General features: G+C 35.7%; 15 protein-coding genes. 11 read left to right on the top strand and 4 right to left on the bottom strand.

Annotation, left to right across the window (positions count from 1 at the left end):
* The first annotated feature begins 71 nt into the window (after nucleotides 1-71).
* Nucleotides 72-1871: a translation elongation factor 4 gene (gene lepA / locus HCN53_RS09990; protein WP_105017755.1), complete on the top strand. Its 1800-nt coding sequence runs from the start codon at nucleotides 72-74 to the stop codon at nucleotides 1869-1871.
* A 52-nt stretch (nucleotides 1872-1923) separates the two neighbouring features.
* Here the strand turns inward: lepA and HCN53_RS09995 are convergent, their stop codons facing one another.
* Nucleotides 1924-3774 (bottom strand): cation:proton antiporter, encoded by a 1851-nt coding sequence (locus HCN53_RS09995; protein WP_105017754.1) that lies wholly within the window; start codon nucleotides 3772-3774, stop codon nucleotides 1924-1926.
* Nucleotides 3775-3980: 206 nt separating this feature from the next.
* Between HCN53_RS09995 and HCN53_RS10000 the strand changes: the two genes are divergently transcribed.
* The 3 genes from HCN53_RS10000 (at nucleotide 3981) to HCN53_RS10010 (ending at nucleotide 6894) form a co-directional block, all read left to right on the top strand.
* On the top strand, nucleotides 3981-4841 hold the full coding sequence (locus HCN53_RS10000) for an MBL fold metallo-hydrolase (protein WP_105017753.1): 861 nt from the start codon (nucleotides 3981-3983) through the stop codon (nucleotides 4839-4841).
* A gap of 3 nt (nucleotides 4842-4844) precedes the next feature.
* Nucleotides 4845-6467, top strand: coding sequence for a S8 family peptidase (locus tag HCN53_RS10005; RefSeq protein ID WP_167342853.1), 1623 nt, complete (start codon nucleotides 4845-4847; stop codon nucleotides 6465-6467).
* 229 nt (nucleotides 6468-6696) lie between these two features.
* Nucleotides 6697-6894 (top strand): PID-CTERM protein-sorting domain-containing protein, encoded by a 198-nt coding sequence (locus HCN53_RS10010; protein WP_167342854.1) that lies wholly within the window; start codon nucleotides 6697-6699, stop codon nucleotides 6892-6894.
* Nucleotides 6895-6901: 7 nt separating this feature from the next.
* Here HCN53_RS10010 and HCN53_RS10015 read toward each other — a convergent pair whose 3' ends face one another.
* Nucleotides 6902-7495, bottom strand: a complete 594-nt coding sequence (locus HCN53_RS10015) for a riboflavin synthase (RefSeq protein ID WP_167342855.1) — start codon at nucleotides 7493-7495, stop codon at nucleotides 6902-6904.
* Between the two features lie 59 nt (nucleotides 7496-7554).
* Between HCN53_RS10015 and pdxA the strand changes: the two genes are divergently transcribed.
* From pdxA to HCN53_RS10050, 7 genes are all read left to right on the top strand, one after another.
* A complete protein-coding gene (gene pdxA, locus HCN53_RS10020) occupies nucleotides 7555-8604 on the top strand; it encodes a 4-hydroxythreonine-4-phosphate dehydrogenase PdxA (protein WP_167342856.1) in 1050 nt (349 codons plus the stop codon).
* A 62-nt stretch (nucleotides 8605-8666) separates the two neighbouring features.
* Nucleotides 8667-9203 (top strand): YceD family protein, encoded by a 537-nt coding sequence (locus HCN53_RS10025; protein WP_042276456.1) that lies wholly within the window; start codon nucleotides 8667-8669, stop codon nucleotides 9201-9203.
* Between the two features lie 5 nt (nucleotides 9204-9208).
* Complete coding sequence (gene rpmF, locus HCN53_RS10030) at nucleotides 9209-9406, top strand: 50S ribosomal protein L32 (protein WP_042276454.1); 198 nt, start codon at nucleotides 9209-9211, stop codon at nucleotides 9404-9406.
* A 154-nt stretch (nucleotides 9407-9560) separates the two neighbouring features.
* Nucleotides 9561-10556 carry a beta-ketoacyl-ACP synthase III gene (locus HCN53_RS10035; protein ID WP_167342857.1) on the top strand — a complete coding sequence of 332 codons (996 nt, stop codon included), beginning with the start codon at nucleotides 9561-9563 and terminating at the stop codon, nucleotides 10554-10556.
* Nucleotides 10557-10581: 25 nt separating this feature from the next.
* Nucleotides 10582-11073 carry an acetyl-CoA carboxylase biotin carboxyl carrier protein gene (gene accB, locus HCN53_RS10040; RefSeq protein ID WP_042276449.1) on the top strand — a complete coding sequence of 164 codons (492 nt, stop codon included), beginning with the start codon at nucleotides 10582-10584 and terminating at the stop codon, nucleotides 11071-11073.
* Nucleotides 11074-11176: 103 nt separating this feature from the next.
* On the top strand, nucleotides 11177-12517 hold the full coding sequence (accC, locus tag HCN53_RS10045; RefSeq protein ID WP_105017747.1) for an acetyl-CoA carboxylase biotin carboxylase subunit: 1341 nt from the start codon (nucleotides 11177-11179) through the stop codon (nucleotides 12515-12517).
* A gap of 181 nt (nucleotides 12518-12698) precedes the next feature.
* Nucleotides 12699-16031, top strand: a complete 3333-nt coding sequence (locus HCN53_RS10050; protein WP_167342858.1) for a DUF2460 domain-containing protein — start codon at nucleotides 12699-12701, stop codon at nucleotides 16029-16031.
* On the opposite strand, the gene HCN53_RS10055 is transcribed toward HCN53_RS10050, so the two are convergent.
* Entirely contained in the window at nucleotides 16028-16771 is a 744-nt protein-coding gene (locus tag HCN53_RS10055) for a metallophosphoesterase (protein ID WP_167342859.1), read from the bottom strand. The genes HCN53_RS10050 and HCN53_RS10055 overlap by 4 nt on opposite strands.
* On the bottom strand, nucleotides 16768-17904 hold the full coding sequence (locus tag HCN53_RS10060; RefSeq protein WP_167342860.1) for an ATP-binding protein: 1137 nt from the start codon (nucleotides 17902-17904) through the stop codon (nucleotides 16768-16770). Before HCN53_RS10060 ends, HCN53_RS10055 begins: the two co-directional genes overlap by 4 nt.
* Nucleotides 17905-17919: the final 15 nt, after the last annotated feature.

Genomic DNA, 17919 nt, shown 5'->3' on the forward strand with positions numbered 1-17919 from the left:
CTAAAATAAAAAAGGGATAGGAAAATACCGACTTTAAATTCGACTATATTTGCATCTCGATTGAAACGACTATGAAGAACATACGTAATTTTTGCATTATTGCGCATATTGACCACGGTAAAAGTACACTGGCAGACAGGCTGTTAGATGCTACTCAAACTGTTACAAAGCGTGAGGCTCAAGCACAGCTATTAGACAATATGGATCTAGAGCGTGAGCGTGGTATTACCATTAAATCTCACGCGATACAGATGAATTATACAGCTCCAGATGGCGAGCAATATATTCTTAATCTGATAGATACTCCTGGTCACGTAGATTTTTCCTATGAAGTTTCTAGATCTATTGCTGCTTGTGAAGGTGCTTTGTTGGTAGTTGATGCCGCACAAAGTATTCAGGCACAAACGATCTCTAACCTTTATCTAGCATTAGAAAACGATCTCGAAATCATACCTGTGCTTAATAAAGTTGATTTACCTAGTGCAAATCCAGAAGAAGTAACCGACGATATTGTAGACTTGTTGGGTTGTGCCCCAGAAGAGGTAATACCGGCAAGCGCCAAAACAGGAATAGGAATCCAAGAGATTCTAGACGCTATCGTTGAGCGTGTACCAGCTCCTGTAGGTAATCCCGATGAGCCGTTGCAGGCATTGATTTTTGATTCTCAATATAATCAATTTAGAGGTGTAGAAACCATCTTTAGAGTTATAAATGGTAGTATTAAAAAAGGTCAACATATTAAGTTTGTTGCAACCGGTGAAAGCTACTATGCCGATGAGATTGGAACTCTTAAATTGAAACAAGAACCTAAGAAAGAAATAAGCTGTGGTGATGTAGGTTACTTGATTACAGGTATTAAAGAGGCAAAGGAAGTTAAAGTAGGTGATACTATAACTGATCATGATAATCCGACTAAGAATGCAATTGAAGGTTTTGAAGATGTTAAGCCTATGGTTTTTGCAGGTATATATCCTGTAGACACTGAAGATTACGAGGATTTGAGAGCTAGTATGGAAAAATTACAGCTTAATGATGCCTCGCTTGTATTTCAAGCTGAAAGTAGTGCTGCATTAGGATTTGGTTTTAGATGTGGATTCTTGGGAATGTTACATCTAGAGATTATACAAGAAAGATTAGAACGTGAGTTTGATATGACGGTGATCACTACGGTACCTAACGTATCCTATCACGCTTACACTAACAAAAATCCTAACGACATTGTAATCGTTAATAATCCTAGTGATTTACCTGAACCATCAACACTTAATCGAGTAGAAGAGCCATTTATTAAAGCTACGATTATTACAAAATCTGACTTTGTGGGTAATGTAATGTCATTGTGTATTGAAAAACGTGGTCAAGTAAAAAATCAAACCTACCTTACTCAAGAGCGTGTGGAACTAGTTTTTGACATGCCGTTGGCAGAAATTGTTTTTGATTTCTACGATAGATTAAAAACAGTAAGTAAAGGTTATGCTAGTTTTGATTATGCGCCTATTGGTATGAAAGAGTCAAAACTTGTGCGAGTAGATATTCTGTTAAATGCTCAAACAGTGGATGCTCTTAGTGCGCTTGTGCATTTTGATAATGCTTATACTATCGGTAAAAAGATGGTTGAAAAATTAAGAGAGTTAATCCCTAGACAGCAATTTGATATACCGGTACAAGCAGCCATAGGAGCCAAAATTATTGCTCGTGAAACTATCAAAGCGTTGCGTAAAGATGTGACGGCAAAATGTTACGGTGGTGATATTTCTCGTAAGCGTAAGTTACTAGAAAAACAAAAGAAAGGTAAAAAGCGTATGCGCCAGGTAGGTAATGTAGAAATTCCACAACAGGCGTTTATGGCGGTATTGAAGTTGAATGATTAATTCAATATGCTTTATAAATTAAAACAGCGACCAATTGGGCGCTGTTTTTTTATTAATTTTCTTCAAGTAGTACTTCACCGGTGGTAGTTTCTACTATTTCTTTACCTAGATATACCAGCAAGGATCCTTCATCTATTTCAAGATCTTGATTAAGTGATGGTATAACATCTATTGCCTTTCCTTTGCGTATAAATAATGGAATGATATTAGAGTCGGTTTTTGTTATTTCTAGAAGAGCATTAAAATGTTCTTGAGATTTTAATTCAATTTCTCTTATGTGACCGTGATATCTAGCTACTTCATTAATATTGATAAAATCGTCGGTAGGAGAGAATAAACCTTCCTCAGGATTTTGATTAGGATTGTTTATTTCATTGGCATGTACCAATCTAAAGGTGCCGTTCTCTCCAAATTGATTACCGAACCTTTCAACCGCATACTCATTAATTTGAGAGTTTCCAGTGAGAGCTAGCAAAAATCCAATGTTATTAAATTCAACATCATCTGTAAGAGCGTCACTATATACATCAGCGATGACAGCGTCTAGACCTTTTTCCTTAGCCAGTCTTACATTATTAGCATTACTGTCAACTAGCACAACCGCACGTTCGTGTTTTTTTAAGTAGTCAGCCACAAGTCTTGAGAACTTACTGGCTCCTATTATCATGATTCCATTAGATTTCTTAAGAAAAACTCCTACAATTTTTGCAAAGGCACGTGCCGTGGTAGCATTAAGAAGTACAGTTCCTAATACGATCATAAAAACGAGAGGTGTAATATACTCTGCCCCTTCAATACCTTGAGAAACTAATTTTGATCCAAATAAAGATGCAATACCAGCTGCCACGATACCACGAGGACCTACCCATGATATGAAGAGTTTTTCATTTATTTTAAGTCCGCTGTTGACAGAACTCGCAAACACACCCAATGGTCTTATTAAAAGTACAACTATGGCAAAAAGCACTGCAGTTTTCCATGTATAGATTAAGTATAGATCTTCCATGTTAATATTTGCTGCTAGCAAAATGAATAAGATGGAGATTAATAAAACACTTAGGGATTCTTTGAAGTAAAGGAGTTCCTTAATATTGGGTAAATTAATGTTACCCATCACCATTCCCATAACTACCACGGCAAGTAAACCAGATTCTTTGGCAAAGGTATCGCTCAAAACAAAGACGCCCAATACAGCAGCTAGAGTCACTACATTAAGCAAGTAATGTGGAATAAATTTTTTCTTGATAGCAAAGGCAAGCGCATGAGCAAAAGAAAAACCAAAAGCAAATCCGAACAACACAATCTTACCAAACTCTTCAAGTGCCACTATGGTAAATTTCCCGCCAGATCCGGTGCTTATAAATTCAAATACCAATACGGCAAATAGAGCTCCTATAGGATCAATGAGTATTCCTTCCCATTTAAGAATAGAACTTATATCTTTTTTCAATGGAATGTTTCGTAAAATAGGAGAGATAACGGTAGGACCAGTAACAATAATCAACGCACTGAATAAAAGTGAAATTTCCCAGCTCAAGTCAAAGATATAGTGAGCAGCAACACCAGCACCTATAAACGTAATTATTACAGCCACAGATATTAGTTTTCCAATAACAGGACCAGTATTTAGAATTTCGGCTCGTTTCAGGGTTAAACCACCTTCAAAAAGAATTATACTAATTGCTAATGAGACAAAATAGAATAAACTTTCTCCAGGAAACAGTCCGTTATCACCATTCCAAATGGGGTGAATGAGTTTCGTGTGATCTTCCGTATAAATGGTTGCGATGGGACCTACTAACAGTCCAATGATGATAAGGGGTAAAATTGCGGGTATTTTAAAACGCCATGCGACCCATTGCGCTAGTATACCTAAAATTATAATTCCTGCTAGTTCTAGCATATTTGGATAGATTTTAGGGCCAATTTACGACCTTTTTTAAATAGATGTTGAGGTTCCGCTTTCGCGAAAGCGTAATTACCACATTCTTAACGTGCAATTATGATATACCGCTATTGATTTTAACATAGATTCATGATGCATAATTAGCTATTAAAAAACTGATAAATGACCACTGATTACCAATGCCTATTTTGTATTTTGCAGCAATGAAAATACATAAGGTAGAATCTGGGAATTTTAAATTAGATGGCGGTGCTATGTTTGGTGTAGTGCCTAAATCTTTATGGCAACGCACAAATCCAGCCGATTCAAACAACATGATCGACATGGCGGCGAGATGTTTGTTAATTGAAAATGGTGATCGGTTGACTTTAATTGATACCGGAATGGGTACTAAGCAATCGGAAAAATTCTTTGGATACTATTACATGGACCATAGATTTGACTTAGATTCCAGTCTAAAAAATCTAGGTTTTAATAGAGATGATATTACCGATGTTTTTTTGACACACCTACATTTTGATCATTGTGGTGGCGTTATAAAAAAAGCTGGTAATCACGATGGATATGAACCTGCTTTTAAAAATGCCCGTGTTTATACCAACGAATCACACTGGCAATGGGCAATTGAACCTAACGCTAGAGAAAAGGCCTCATTTTTAAAAGAAAATATTATCCCGATTCAAGAAAGTGGTCAATTAGAGTTTGTAAAACAAAATCAAACTTTTGAGAAAGCAAATGAAATGGATTTTGACATTTTGTTTGTTGATGGTCATACAGAAAAAATGATGATACCGCATATTGAGTATGATAGTAAAACATTTGTTTTTATGGCCGACTTATTGCCTACCGCAGGACATTTGCCCCTGCCATATGTTATGGGATATGACACAAGGCCTTTACTGACTCTTGATGAAAAAGAGAGGTTTTTACAAAAGGCAGCCACTGAGAAGTACTACCTCATTTTAGAACACGATCCTTTTAATGAGATTATTACGGTTAAACACACCGATAAAGGTGTGCGATTGGACCAAGTTTATACATTTAATGACTTTTTTAATAATTAGAATATGAAGTTTACATTTAAAAATACCCTTGTGGTAACAGCCGTTGCTGGTATGCTAGCTAGCTGTGGTAGTGGATTTGATATAGTATCACCACCTATTGAAAATATTGATACTACTCCTATTAAGACAACTGCCCTTACTGAAGAGCAAGAGAAAAATTGGAAGGACTACGATCTTCAACAGGATACTATTCCTGGAATGAGTGTTAATAGAGCTTATAATGAAATCCTAAAAGGAAAAAAAGGTAAAACTGTTGTAGTCGCAGTTATTGATAGTGGTATTGATGTTGAACACGAGGATCTAGATGATGTTATTTGGGTAAATGATGATGAAATCCCAAATAATGGAATTGATGACGATAACAATGGTTATATCGACGATGTTCATGGATGGAACTTTTTAGGAGATATTGTTGATGAAAATTTAGAATATGAACGTATTGTTCGTGATAAGGATAAGCTACCTGCAGATCTAGTGGCTAAAGCTCAAAAAGAGTACGACGAAAAACTAGAGCAAGCTCAAGTTGCAAAGGGTCGTTATGAACAAATCCTTCAGCAAATAAATCAAGTTGATCCGTTGTTGAAAAAAGCGACTGGAAAAGACGTATACAAATCAGAGGATTTAAAAACCGTTGAATCTGAAGATCAAGCTGTACAACAAGGCAAGCAATTGATGATGTTCTTGTTCTCTCAAGGTTTAGAGTCTAACAAAGATGCAATAGACACTATTACCGAGCTTATTAACGATCAAACAGATTTGTTAAACGGATCTAAGTTAAAGACAAATTATAGAAAAGATATCCTAGGTGATGATCCTTATGTATGGGACACTCCTGTCTATGGAAATAATGAGTATAGTGGTCCAGATCCAAAGAAAGAAGATGCTTTTCATGGAACACACGTTGCTGGGATAATTGCTGCAGAGCGTAATAATGGATTAGGTGTTAATGGAGTGGCTGAAAATGTAGAGATAATGGTTCTAAGAGCTGTATCTACCGCTGACGAATACGATAAAGATATTGCTAAGGCGATACGATATGCTGCGGATAATGGTGCTAAAGTGATTAATACAAGTTTTGGTAAATACCATTCTCCTAATCCAGAATGGGTATGGGAAGCAATTAAATATGCTGCTAGTAAGGATGTTCTTATTGTAAATGCTGCTGGAAATGAAGGTATTGACACAGATTTTACTCAAGTATATCCTCAAGACCAACAAGGAGTAGGAGAAGAAATATCTGATAACTTTTTAACTGTAGGAGCTATGGGTCCGGAATATGGAGCTAATATGATTGCTGGTTTTTCTAATTACGGTAAATCTAGTGTAGATGTTTTTGGTCCTGGAGTGAAAATCTATTCAACTGCTCCAAATAGTGAGTATAGATTTGCGCAAGGTACGTCTATGGCTTCTCCAGCAGTGGCAGGAGTTGCTGCCGTAGTGAGAAGTTATTTTCCTAAATTGAGTGCAGGTCAAGTGAAGCAAGTTATTATGGAAAGTGGATTGACTACAAACGCAAACATGACTTTAAGTAGAAATAGAGAGACAACAAAGCCGTTTAAAGAGATTACTAAATCGGGTAGAATGGCAAACCTTTATAATGCTTTAATACTTGCTTCAAAAATGTAAGAAGCTGTTTTTATATTACTAATAAAAGTGCCTCATTAATATAGTGAGGCATTTTTTTTGATATAGATTGTAGTGTAAATTTAAAACTTAATCATAGCGAATATTATAGATAATAAACATTAAAAAATCGATAAACGGTAAATTTGTTTAAATTGACATTAAGTTTACAGCTCTTTTTTTGGAGAAGATTGATAAATAAATATATTCGCAACTTAAAGAAAATGCCCCTATGCAATTCTTGTTATTATTAATACTTGGTACAGGTACTGGTGGACCTACGCCACCGCCACCGCCGCCTCCTATGGGGCCACCGCCACCTGTTGGTGATGTAGTTCCAGTTGATAGTGGTATTCTAATACTTATTGCTGCTGCACTTGCTATAGGAATTTACTCCGTTTTACAAAGAAGAAGAATTACAAAAGCTTAAAAAGCTTTTAATTATTTTGTAATTCCATTAAACGTTTTACATATTTTCCTATAACGTCAAACTCTAGATTTACGATATCACCTGATTTCATCTCCTGAAAACCAGTGTGTTCATATGTATAAGGTATTATAGCGACGGAAAACTCATTGATTTTTGAGTTTACTACAGTGAGACTTACGCCATTAATACAAATACTTCCCTTTTCAATAGTCACATTATTCAAAGCAGAGTCGTATCTGAAAGTGAATATCCATGACCCATCTTGTTCCTCTACATTTATACAGGTTCCAGTCTGGTCCACGTGTCCTTGAACAATATGTCCGTCTAAACGGGCATTCATAAGCATGGCGCGTTCAATATTTACGGTGTTGCCAACTTTAAGTTCGCCTAAATTGGTTTTTTTAAGTGTTTCGTCGATTGCAGTAACTGTATATAAGTCTTCATTCAGATCAACAATAGTGAGACACACTCCATTATGTGCTATGCTTTGATCAATTTTAAATTCACTTGTAATATCCGACTGTAATGTAAAATGAATATTAGACCCTTCTTTTTTTATTTCAACTACACGTGCAGTTTGTTCAATAATTCCTGTAAACATAACTTGTGAAAAAACCTTAATTTTACTTTTTCAAAAATACGGCTTAAATAGCGCAATACATGGTAAAAACTGACAATATCAAAGTAGGTATATCAATAGGAGATCCTAACGGAATAGGTGGTGAAATTATTCTTAAAGCTTTTGAAGATAATAGAATGCTAGAAATGTACACGCCTATAATTTTTGGTAGTACAAAATTGTTTTCCTACTACGCAAAAGTTTTTAAAATCAACACAAAGTTTCAAGGGATAAAGTCTTTGGAAGATGTCGTGCCGGGTAAAATTAATGTTATGCGTCTTTTTAAGGAGCCTTTTCATGTTGATTGGGGAAAAGTAGATAAAAAAGCAGGAGAAATCGCGGTTAAAAGTCTTCAAGAAGCAACCAAGGCGCTTAAGTCAGGGAATATTGACGTACTTATAACGGCGCCTATTAATAAAGAGTCCATTCAAAGTGAAGAGTTTAAATTCCCGGGACATACGGACTATTTGAATCAGGAACTATCAGGAGAAAGCTTAATGTTTATGGTTTCGGATAAATTAAAGGTAGGTTTGCTTACCGACCATGTTCCTGTAAAAGATGTTCCGTCAAACATTACGGCTAAAAGTATTAAAACCAAAATAGGAACAATAAAAGAGTCATTAAAACGAGACTTTAAAATTTCCAAACCAAAAATTGCAGTTCTAGGAATTAATCCACATGTAGGAGATAATGGCGTTATAGGAGATGATGATCAAAAACAGCTAATACCTGTTTTAGAGGAATTACGCAATGATGGTACTTTGATATTTGGCCCTTACGCAGCCGACTCTTTTTTTGGTCAGAAACGTCACGAACAATTTGACGCTATTTTGGCAAGCTATCATGACCAAGGTTTAGTTCCATTTAAAACATTAAGCTTTGGTGAAGGTGTTAATTACACAGCAGGATTAAGTCATGTGCGCACCAGTCCAGATCATGGAACTGGTTTTGACATAGCAGGAAAAAATGAAGCAAGTGCTAGTAGTTTTACTGCTGCTGTACATATGGCTGCAGATATTTTTAATGCTAGAAAGGAATATGATGAACTGACTTCAAACGTATTAAAAATACAATCTAAAAAACGAAGATGATATTAACAGTTGATTTTTAATAACTTTTATTATCTTTGCACGCTCTTTATAAGAGCTATATTATGGAACTCAAAGCTTTTAATATTGCGTTTGCTGGTCTTAAAGTAGGGCAGCATCAATTTGAGTACGAGGTCGATAATACGTTTTTTGAAAATTTCGGATTTGAAGAGTTTAATAGCTCATCCCTTGCTGTAACTGCGGTACTAGATAAAAGAACCACAATTATGGATCTTAAATTAACAGCTCATGGAGTGGTTAACGTTAATTGTGATGTGACTAATGAACCCTTTGATTTACCTGTTGAGGTAGATATGGATTTGGTAATCAAATTCGGTGAGGAGTTTAACGATGAAAATATAGAGTTGTTAATTTTACCTCATGGTGAATACCAGTTCAATATCAGCCAGTACGTATATGAGATGATTGTTTTATCAATTCCTCAAAAAAGAGTACATCCAGGTGTTGAAGACGGCACACTAGACTCAGAAGTGTTAGATAAACTTGATGAGTTAAGTGTAGCAGCTCCAGAAGAGAAAGAGACAGAACAAGTAGATCCCAGATGGGACGCATTAAAAAAATTAAAAACGGATAATAATTAATAGCCATGGCGCATCCAAAGAGAAAAATCAGTAAAACAAGAAGAGATAAAAGGAGAACTCATTATAAAGCGAGTGTTCCTCAAATCGCAGTAGATTCAACAACAGGAGAATCTCACTTATACCACAGAGCTCACTGGCACGAAGGTAAATTATACTACCGTGGTAATGTTTTAATTGACAAAACAGAAGAAGTAGAGGCTTAGTCTCTATCGTTTAACACAGGTTATTCGATATAATAACTTATTTTTAAAATTATTAAAATGACACATTTTCAATTAAAAATGTGTCATTTTTTGTGGTTTTAGACTGTTTTTTAGTAGCTTTCGCAGCTCTAATCGTCTAATTAGAACGATACTTATGGGTAAAATAACAGCAGCAATAACAGGTGTAGGTGCCTATTTGCCAGAATATCGCCTTACAAACGCCATTCTTGAAACAATGGTAGATACTAATGATGAGTGGATCACCACGCGTACAGGTATTAAAGAGCGTCGTATTCTAAAGGAACCTGGTAAAGGAACCTCATATATGGCCATTAAAGCTGCACAAGACCTTATAGAAAAAAAAGGTATCGACCCTAAAACAATAGATTTAGTATTACTAGCTTCTGCTACACCCGATATGCCGGTTGCGTCAACAGGAGCCTATGTAGCAACACAAATTGGAGCTACAAATGCTTTCTCATATGATTTAATGGCGGCATGTTCAAGTTTTCTTTTTGGAATGAGTACAGCTAGCAGTTACATCGAATCAGGTCGATATAAACGAGTATTACTTATTGGGGCAGATAAAATGTCCTCAATCATAGATTACGAAGACCGCGCTACTTGCATTATCTTTGGAGATGCAGCTGGCGCGGTTCTTTTTGAACCTAATAAAGAAGGCTATGGTGTTCAAGATGAAATTTTAAGAACCGACGGTATAGGTCGTGAATTCTTAAAAATTGAAGCAGGTGGATCAATTCTTCCAGCCTCTCATGAAACTGTAGAAAATAAGCAACATTATGTTTTTCAGGATGGGAAAAGTGTATTTAAGTACGCGGTTTCCAGCATGGCCGATGTTGCAGAACAAGTAGTTCAAAGAAACGGTTTAAGTAACGATGATATAGATTGGTTAGTTCCTCATCAAGCAAATAAACGTATTATAGACGCCACAGCTAGGAGAGTAGAATTACCACAAGAAAAAGTAATGATGAACATACACAAGTATGGTAATACAACCAGTGCTACCTTACCTTTGTGTTTATATGAATATGAATCCCAATTAAAGAAAGGAGATCATCTCGTGTTTGCAGCCTTTGGTGGTGGCTTTACATGGGGATCAGTTCTACTTACTTGGGCCTATGATAGTTAATCCTTTAATTAACCACCCTTAAATTATGGAATTAAAAGAAATACAAAACCTAATCAAATTTGTCGCAAAGTCTGGCGCAAGTGAGGTGAAATTAGAAATGGATGATGTAAAAATCACCATTAAAACACAATCAGACGAACCTGTTACTTATGTACAACAAGCACCAGTAATGGCAGCTCCACAACCAGCAGCTCCTGCACCTGTTGCACCAGCAGCGCCAGCTGCACCGGCTTCAAGTGATGCTCCTGCACCAGCAGCTGCTAGCGATGACAGTAAGTACATTACAGTAAAATCACCAATTATTGGAACTTTTTATAGAAAGCCAGCTCCAGACAAACCACTGTTTGTTGAAGTAGGAGACTCTATAAAAGAAGGTGATACCTTATGTATCATTGAAGCAATGAAACTATTTAACGAAATCGAAAGTGAAGTTTCTGGTACTATCGTAAAAGTATTAGTAGACGATTCTTCTCCAGTAGAGTTTGATCAACCATTATTTTTAGTAGATCCTTCTTAATTTAAGAGGGATTTATTGTTTGTGTTAGTGTCCATGGAAAATTACGCTTTCGCGAAAGCGTAATCCAAAACACACTATCGCGGTAACTAAAAAACTGATTATCATGTTTAAAAAAGTATTGATAGCAAACCGTGGTGAAATTGCTCTAAGGGTTATAAGAACCTGTAAGGAGATGGGTATCAAGACAGTAGCTGTATATTCTACTGCCGATGCTGAAAGTTTACACGTGAAGTTTGCTGATGAGGCTGTGTGTATAGGTCCTGCGCCTAGTAGCGAGTCTTATCTAAAGATGTCAAATATTATAAGCGCTGCAGAAATTACAAATGCAGATGCTATTCATCCAGGATATGGATTTTTATCTGAGAACGCTGATTTTTCACGTATTTGTCAAGAGCACGATATAAAATTCATCGGTGCTAGCCCAGAAATGATAAGCAAAATGGGTGACAAGGCAACTGCCAAAGCTACTATGAAAGAGGCTGGTGTTCCTTGTGTTCCTGGATCTGAAGGTGTAATTCCTGATTTTGAAACTTGTTTAAAAGTAGCCAAAGAAACTGGTTACCCAGTAATGCTCAAAGCAAGTGCTGGTGGTGGTGGAAAAGGTATGCGTGCTGTGTGGAAGGAGGAGGACCTTGAAGACGCATGGAATAGTGCTAGAACGGAATCAAAAGCGGCATTTGGTAACGACGATATGTACATGGAGAAACTCATTGAGGAACCTCGTCATATCGAAATTCAAATCGTTGGAGATCAAGATGGAAAAGCGTGCCACCTATCAGAACGTGATTGTTCTATTCAACGTCGTCACCAAAAATTAACTGAAGAAGTTCCTTCTCCTTTCATGACTAAAAAGTTACGTAAGGATATGGGTGAAGCAGCGGTAAAAGCGGCAGAGTTTATTAAATACGAAGGTGCCGGAACTGTAGAATTTCTAGTAGATAAACACCGTAATTTCTATTTTATGGAAATGAATACTAGGATTCAGGTTGAGCACCCGATTACTGAGCAGGTAATTGATTTTGACCTTATTAGAGAGCAAATATTAGTCGCTGCAGGTGTTAAGATATCTGGTAAGAATTATGAGCCTACTTTACACTCGATAGAATGTAGAATTAATGCTGAGGATCCTTACTATGATTTTAGACCTTCGCCAGGAAAAATAACAGTGTTACATGCTCCAGGAGGACATGGAGTGCGTTTAGATACTCACGTATATGCTGGTTATTCAATACCGCCTAACTATGATTCTATGATAGCTAAGTTAATTACAACAGCTAGAACTAGACAAGAGGCTATTGATAAAATGAAAAGAGCTCTTGATGAGTTCCATATAGAAGGAATTAAAACTACGATACCTTTTCACAGACAATTAATGGATCATCCAGATTATGTAGCTGGTAATTATACCACTGCTTTTATGAATGATTTTGAAATGAAAAAGTAGTCCTTTTTAAACTTAGTTTATAAATCCCAAGTCATTTCGGCTTGGGATTTTTTATTTCTCGGGTTATTGATAAAATATTTTATAATTGTGGTAGTTTGCTGTTAGTATGAGGTTGGTCTTGTTTCTTTTCTTCTTTTTGGCATTGGGAAATTGCTATTCTCAAAGTTTTGAAAATGTAAAGGTGAAGACTTTTAAACCATCAGATAGTTTATTAATAGATAGTCTTCCTATTCAAAAATCCAATTTCAAATTAACCAATATTAAGGGCGTTGCGATTGATACTAGTTTATATACAGTTGACTATGCAACAGGCCGTATTTATTTAAACCCCATTATAGCAGCCTCTAACGACTCATTGCGAGTACAATACCTACCTTTTCCCAAGGAATTATTCAAGGGAGTTCGATTATACGATCCTTCTATCATCCTAAGTGATGAAAGTCCACAAGAACAGTTAGTACAATTAATCCAGCCCAAAAAGCAAGAGATTCAAGTACCCTTCAATGGTTTACAAACTAGCGGAAGTATTTCCAGAGGTTTAAGAATAGGAAATAATCAAAATAGTGTAGTAGATGCCGAGTTGGATCTTAGGATAACGGGTAAGCTTAATGATAAAGTATCCTTAAGAGCATCCATTCAAGATGCAAATGTTCCTCAAACACAGAATGGTTATTCTCAAAGATTGGACGAATTTGATCAGATTTTTATTGAGCTATATAGTGACTCATGGAAAATAAGAGCTGGTGATGTAGATCTAGAGCAACAACAATTTGCCTTTAATAAATTTACCAAAAGAGTTCAAGGTATTTCTGGATCGGTGCGGTTTGATGGAGACTCATCAAACAGTTATATAAACGCAGCTGGTGCTCTGGTAAGAGGAACATTCAATACTTCTAGATTTGTGGGTCAAGAAGGTAATCAAGGACCCTACAAATTAACTGGGCAAAATGGAGAACTGTTTATTCTAATTGTCTCTGGTAGTGAGCGAGTATATGTAAATGGAATATTACTACAACGTGGTGAAAACAATGATTATGTAATCGACTATAATGCTGGTGAGGTTAGGTTTACACCAACTTTTCCGATAACAAGTGAAATGAGAATTTCTATAGAGTATCAATATAGCGAGCGTAATTTTACCCGTTTTGTGGGTTATGGAACGGCAGGATATCAGTCAGAAAAACTTAATATAGAGGCATATGCTTATACCGAGTCTGATGCAAAAAATCAACCTTTACAACAAAACCTCTCTGAACAACAAGTGCAAGCTCTCGCAGCTGCAGGAGATAATCCAGATTTACAAGTAGCACCTAGTGCGATTCCTGATGATTTTTCAGAAAATAAGATTCTTTATAGACGGGATATTATTAATGGTGTTGAACGTTTTGTGTTTTCACAGGATCCCAATGATGATTTGTTTACAGTTCGATTCACTTTAGTTGGAGACAATCAAGGTGATTATGTATTGATCAATGACCAAGCCATCGCAAATATTTATGAATACGTAGCACCTGTGAATGGTGTTTCACAAGGTAATTATGCACCTATAGTTAGACTTTTTGCTCCACAAAATTTAACCATTACGGGTGTTAAGGCTGACTATGCTCCGTCTGAAAAAACACAGATAGCAACCGAGTTTGCCGCTAGCCGCAATGATCTTAATAAATTTTCTAATCTAGATGATGATGATAATGATGGTGTTGCTGGTAGATTTGCTATCAAACAGGTATTGATTAAAAAACCTAAAAAATATGATGTAGCCTCATCACTATCTCTTGATTATATAAATGAGAATTTTAGGAACGTTGAACGTATTTATAACATCGAGTTTGCTAGGGATTGGAATTTAGTTACTCCACAAGGAAATCAACTGTTTACTACACTGTCTACTGATTTTAAAATAGATTCAACACTCACAACTACTTATTCTTTTCAGCATTTAGAATTTAGTGATACCTATAATGGGAATAGACACGTTTTAAGTGGCGCTTATAACGATAGTTTGTGGCAGTCACGCTTTCGCGGAAGCGTACTAAAAACAAGTGGTACTGAATTTTCTTCAAAATTTAATAGATACGATATCGCCGTTAAAAGAAAGATTGGAAAAAACTATATAGGAACTAATTTGAACGGTGAAGGAAATGAGCAGAAAAACGTAAATACCGATCGGTTTACAAATTTATCACAGCGATTTAATCAATATGAGATCTTTGCAGGTCGCGGCGATACTACTAAAGTTTTTGTTGAATTGGGTTATAGGCATAGAGTAAATGATAGTTTAAGGGACAATCAACTGGTACAGGTTAATAAATCAAACAACTATTACATAAGAGCACAACCCATTAAAGATGAGAAACAGAAACTACTGTTGTACGCAAATTATAGAAAACTTAAAGCCACTGTCGATAATATTGAAGATGAAGTTTCATTTAATTCAAGAGTTCAATACCAACGATCCTTTTATGATAAGAAAGTAAATTTCACCTCTGCCTATGAGACTAACAGTGCATCGATCGCACGTCAAGATTTTACCTACGTCGAGGTTAATCCTGGCCAAGGAACCTTTACTTGGATTGATTATAACAATGATGGAATACAAGATTTGAATGAATTTGAAGTAGCCCAATTTCAAGATCAAGCAAATTATGTAAGAGTCTTACTTCCTAATCAACTATTTGTTCCTACTCATCAAAATAAACTTGCTCTTACTCTTAACCTAAATCCTAGTTCGTGGAATGATAAAACAGGATATAAAAGGATATTGTCTCATTTTTTTAATCAAACTAGCTATCAAATAGATCGCATGATTGCAAGAGAAGGTACAAGTTTTAGCTTAAATCCTTTTAATGATGAAGATGAGCAATTAGGATTGAACAAATCCTTTAGAAACAGCCTTTTCTTTAATCGAGGTAAACAAGATTTTACTACTAATTATACCTATATCTCTACAGAATCGCAAAATTTGCAAAGTATAGGTTTGTTTTTAAGTAAAGTAAATAGTCACCAGTTAGGAATGGTCCATCGAATCAAGAAAAGTTGGCTTATTGATATAAGCTTACAATCTGGATCTACAACCAGTTTGAGTGAAAATTTTGAAAATCGAAATTTTAAAATAGATCAAAGCTTGTTTAAACCTAAATTGAGTTACTTATTTAGTGCCAGCAATCAATTTGATTTATTTTATCAATATCAAAAAAAGGAGAATAAAGTCAATGATCAAGCTAATTTAGAACAGCACAATTTTGGGGTTAATTTTTCATTTAATAAGCAGCAAGCATATGCTATTAATGGTACTCTCACATATATCAAAAATGATTTTGAGGGACAGGCTTTTTCACCAGCAGGTTTTCAAATATTGGAAGGACTACAAGACGGTGATAACTTGACCTGGCAATTACTGTTTCAACGTAATATCACCAGCTTTTTAGATCTTAACTTATCTTATAACGGTAGAGCAACTGAAAGTGCGCCTACAGTGCACACGGGCAGTGTGCAGTTAAAAGCCTATTTTTAATTGCGACCCTTTTCATTGGGATAAAAGGTGTGAACGGGATCGCTTTGCCAGACTGTTTTATCTTCAATGCATATTGCTGTTAAAGGTCCTTTGTAGGCTGCGCCTGTGTCTATATTCCATACATTGGCTGCATTAATAGGTGAAAAACTGTCTAGTCTTGTTGTTGGAGTATGTCCAATAAAAATCTCATTGTACAATTTTAATCTATCAGGATACCGTTCGTTTTCTACGCTAAGTTCAGGATTCAAGCATAAGGCGAGTTCCCATAATGATCGATCCCAATATGTGATATTTGAATAATATTCGAATTTGGGACCTTTCAAATTATGAAACCCTGCATGAAAAAATCCATTGTTATCTTTCTCAAAATAGGGTAACAAGTGTTTTTCCAAAAACTCTACATGTTTATTGATAGTTGTAGGTTCTTTAGCTTTATACTTATCTACAGTTATCTGTCCGCCGTGTTGTAACCAAGAATTGTTTTTCTGGTTGGTTTTAAAATAATTCAGCAATAACTCATCATGGTTACCCATGAGATAAACCGGTTCTAAATGACCGTTTTCTTTTCTTTCTTTTTTAAAATTGATTAAAAAGTCAATGACTTCGACACTTTGTGACCATCCATCTACATAGTCGCCTAAAAATATTAAATGATCATCACCTTTAATATTTATGCGGTCTAACAATTGTAGTAAGGCTTTGTAGCCACCGTGTATATCTCCTATTGCTATAGTTCTCATGAATTGTATTGTACTTTTCTTAAAATGCGTAATGCTTCTTTAAATGCCTTATATGTTTTTATATATTTTTTGAGATGTTGCTTGTGAACTCGCATTTTTTCAATCGGTTCACCTACATTGTTAAACTTACAAATAAGCATGGTTTCAGGCAACTGCCTAAGATCCTCTAGTTCCCTATCAGTAAGCGGTGCATCAGTTGCTATTTTTTGCAATAAAGCCAGGTTTGCATTGTAAATGTGGTGTAACGTTCTTCTATCGTAGTAAGGAGGATTAAAGAGAATTTTATTCTCAAAGGTATAGGTTCCATTAGGCAGAAATCTAAACGTTTGCTTTTCAAGTGGATGATACCGTTGTTGTGCTCCAATACCTAAATGCACAAATTCAAGTATACTAAAACTGGAATCATCATGTGTAATTTGAACTTCATCCAGGGCACTGTAAAAAAGTTGTACTTGCTCATTGACCATTTCAATGTCAACTCGTGAATAGTAAGTTTGGCCTTTTTTATATTTTACTTTGCCAGACCAACATATGACAAACTGTTCTTTAAAAACTTTATATTCTGCATGTAGACCGTTGTGACGCCTTTCCATAAACGTCACTACACTATCAAGTGTGTGTTCAATATGGTTGCTCGATTGTTTTTCAATTTGTCGAACGATTTCAGAATTAACGTCATTGATTTCGCTATAGAAATCCTTGGGCATTGAAATGCTTCCATCCCTAAAAAAGGCTGCTCCGCCATAATATTTCCATATGTTTTTGCGTAGGACAGTAAGACCATTTTGTGCTCGTATAGTAACTAATCCGACCACTTTTCCTGTAGGTAAGTGTGGAAATGCAATATTCTCATATTGAATTACAGGAGCGTTTTGTAAATAAGCATTGACAAGGTTTTGTAGTTTAGAATCATCAAAAAAATCTACGCCTACAATGGAGTTACTCGCATCATCGATCCCTATAACAATGTAACTGTTGTTTTTAGGGTTAGAATTTGAAAGCGCACAAATATGTTTTAAAAACTTAGCCTTTCCTTCTTTACTGCCTAAATCAATTCGCAACTTCTTGTCATAAAAACTATTCTCATCATTATGAGCTAATAGATTTTTTACGAGAAGTCGTTTATTAATCATGTGGTCTAAAGATAA

Source organism: Nonlabens sp. SY33080, from assembly GCF_011784885.1.
Lineage (GTDB): Bacteria > Bacteroidota > Bacteroidia > Flavobacteriales > Flavobacteriaceae > Nonlabens > Nonlabens tegetincola.

What these genes read in the sequence shown, in the direction of transcription:
- HCN53_RS10035 (WP_167342857.1), top strand. Translation starts at nt 9,561, where the DNA reads ATGGGTAAAATAACAGCAGCAATAACAGGTGTAGGTGCCTATTTGCCA.
- HCN53_RS10055 (WP_167342859.1), bottom strand. Translation starts at nt 16,771, where the DNA reads ATGAGAACTATAGCAATAGGAGATATACACGGTGGCTACAAAGCCTTA.
- accB (WP_042276449.1), top strand. Translation starts at nt 10,582, where the DNA reads ATGGAATTAAAAGAAATACAAAACCTAATCAAATTTGTCGCAAAGTCT.
- HCN53_RS10060 (WP_167342860.1), bottom strand. Translation starts at nt 17,904, where the DNA reads ATGATTAATAAACGACTTCTCGTAAAAAATCTATTAGCTCATAATGAT.
- HCN53_RS10025 (WP_042276456.1), top strand. Translation starts at nt 8,667, where the DNA reads ATGGAACTCAAAGCTTTTAATATTGCGTTTGCTGGTCTTAAAGTAGGG.
- accC (WP_105017747.1), top strand. Translation starts at nt 11,177, where the DNA reads ATGTTTAAAAAAGTATTGATAGCAAACCGTGGTGAAATTGCTCTAAGG.
- lepA (WP_105017755.1), top strand. Translation starts at nt 72, where the DNA reads ATGAAGAACATACGTAATTTTTGCATTATTGCGCATATTGACCACGGT.
- HCN53_RS10000 (WP_105017753.1), top strand. Translation starts at nt 3,981, where the DNA reads ATGAAAATACATAAGGTAGAATCTGGGAATTTTAAATTAGATGGCGGT.
- HCN53_RS10015 (WP_167342855.1), bottom strand. Translation starts at nt 7,495, where the DNA reads ATGTTTACAGGAATTATTGAACAAACTGCACGTGTAGTTGAAATAAAA.
- pdxA (WP_167342856.1), top strand. Translation starts at nt 7,555, where the DNA reads ATGGTAAAAACTGACAATATCAAAGTAGGTATATCAATAGGAGATCCT.
- rpmF (WP_042276454.1), top strand. Translation starts at nt 9,209, where the DNA reads ATGGCGCATCCAAAGAGAAAAATCAGTAAAACAAGAAGAGATAAAAGG.
- HCN53_RS10005 (WP_167342853.1), top strand. Translation starts at nt 4,845, where the DNA reads ATGAAGTTTACATTTAAAAATACCCTTGTGGTAACAGCCGTTGCTGGT.
- HCN53_RS09995 (WP_105017754.1), bottom strand. Translation starts at nt 3,774, where the DNA reads ATGCTAGAACTAGCAGGAATTATAATTTTAGGTATACTAGCGCAATGG.
- HCN53_RS10010 (WP_167342854.1), top strand. Translation starts at nt 6,697, where the DNA reads ATGCAATTCTTGTTATTATTAATACTTGGTACAGGTACTGGTGGACCT.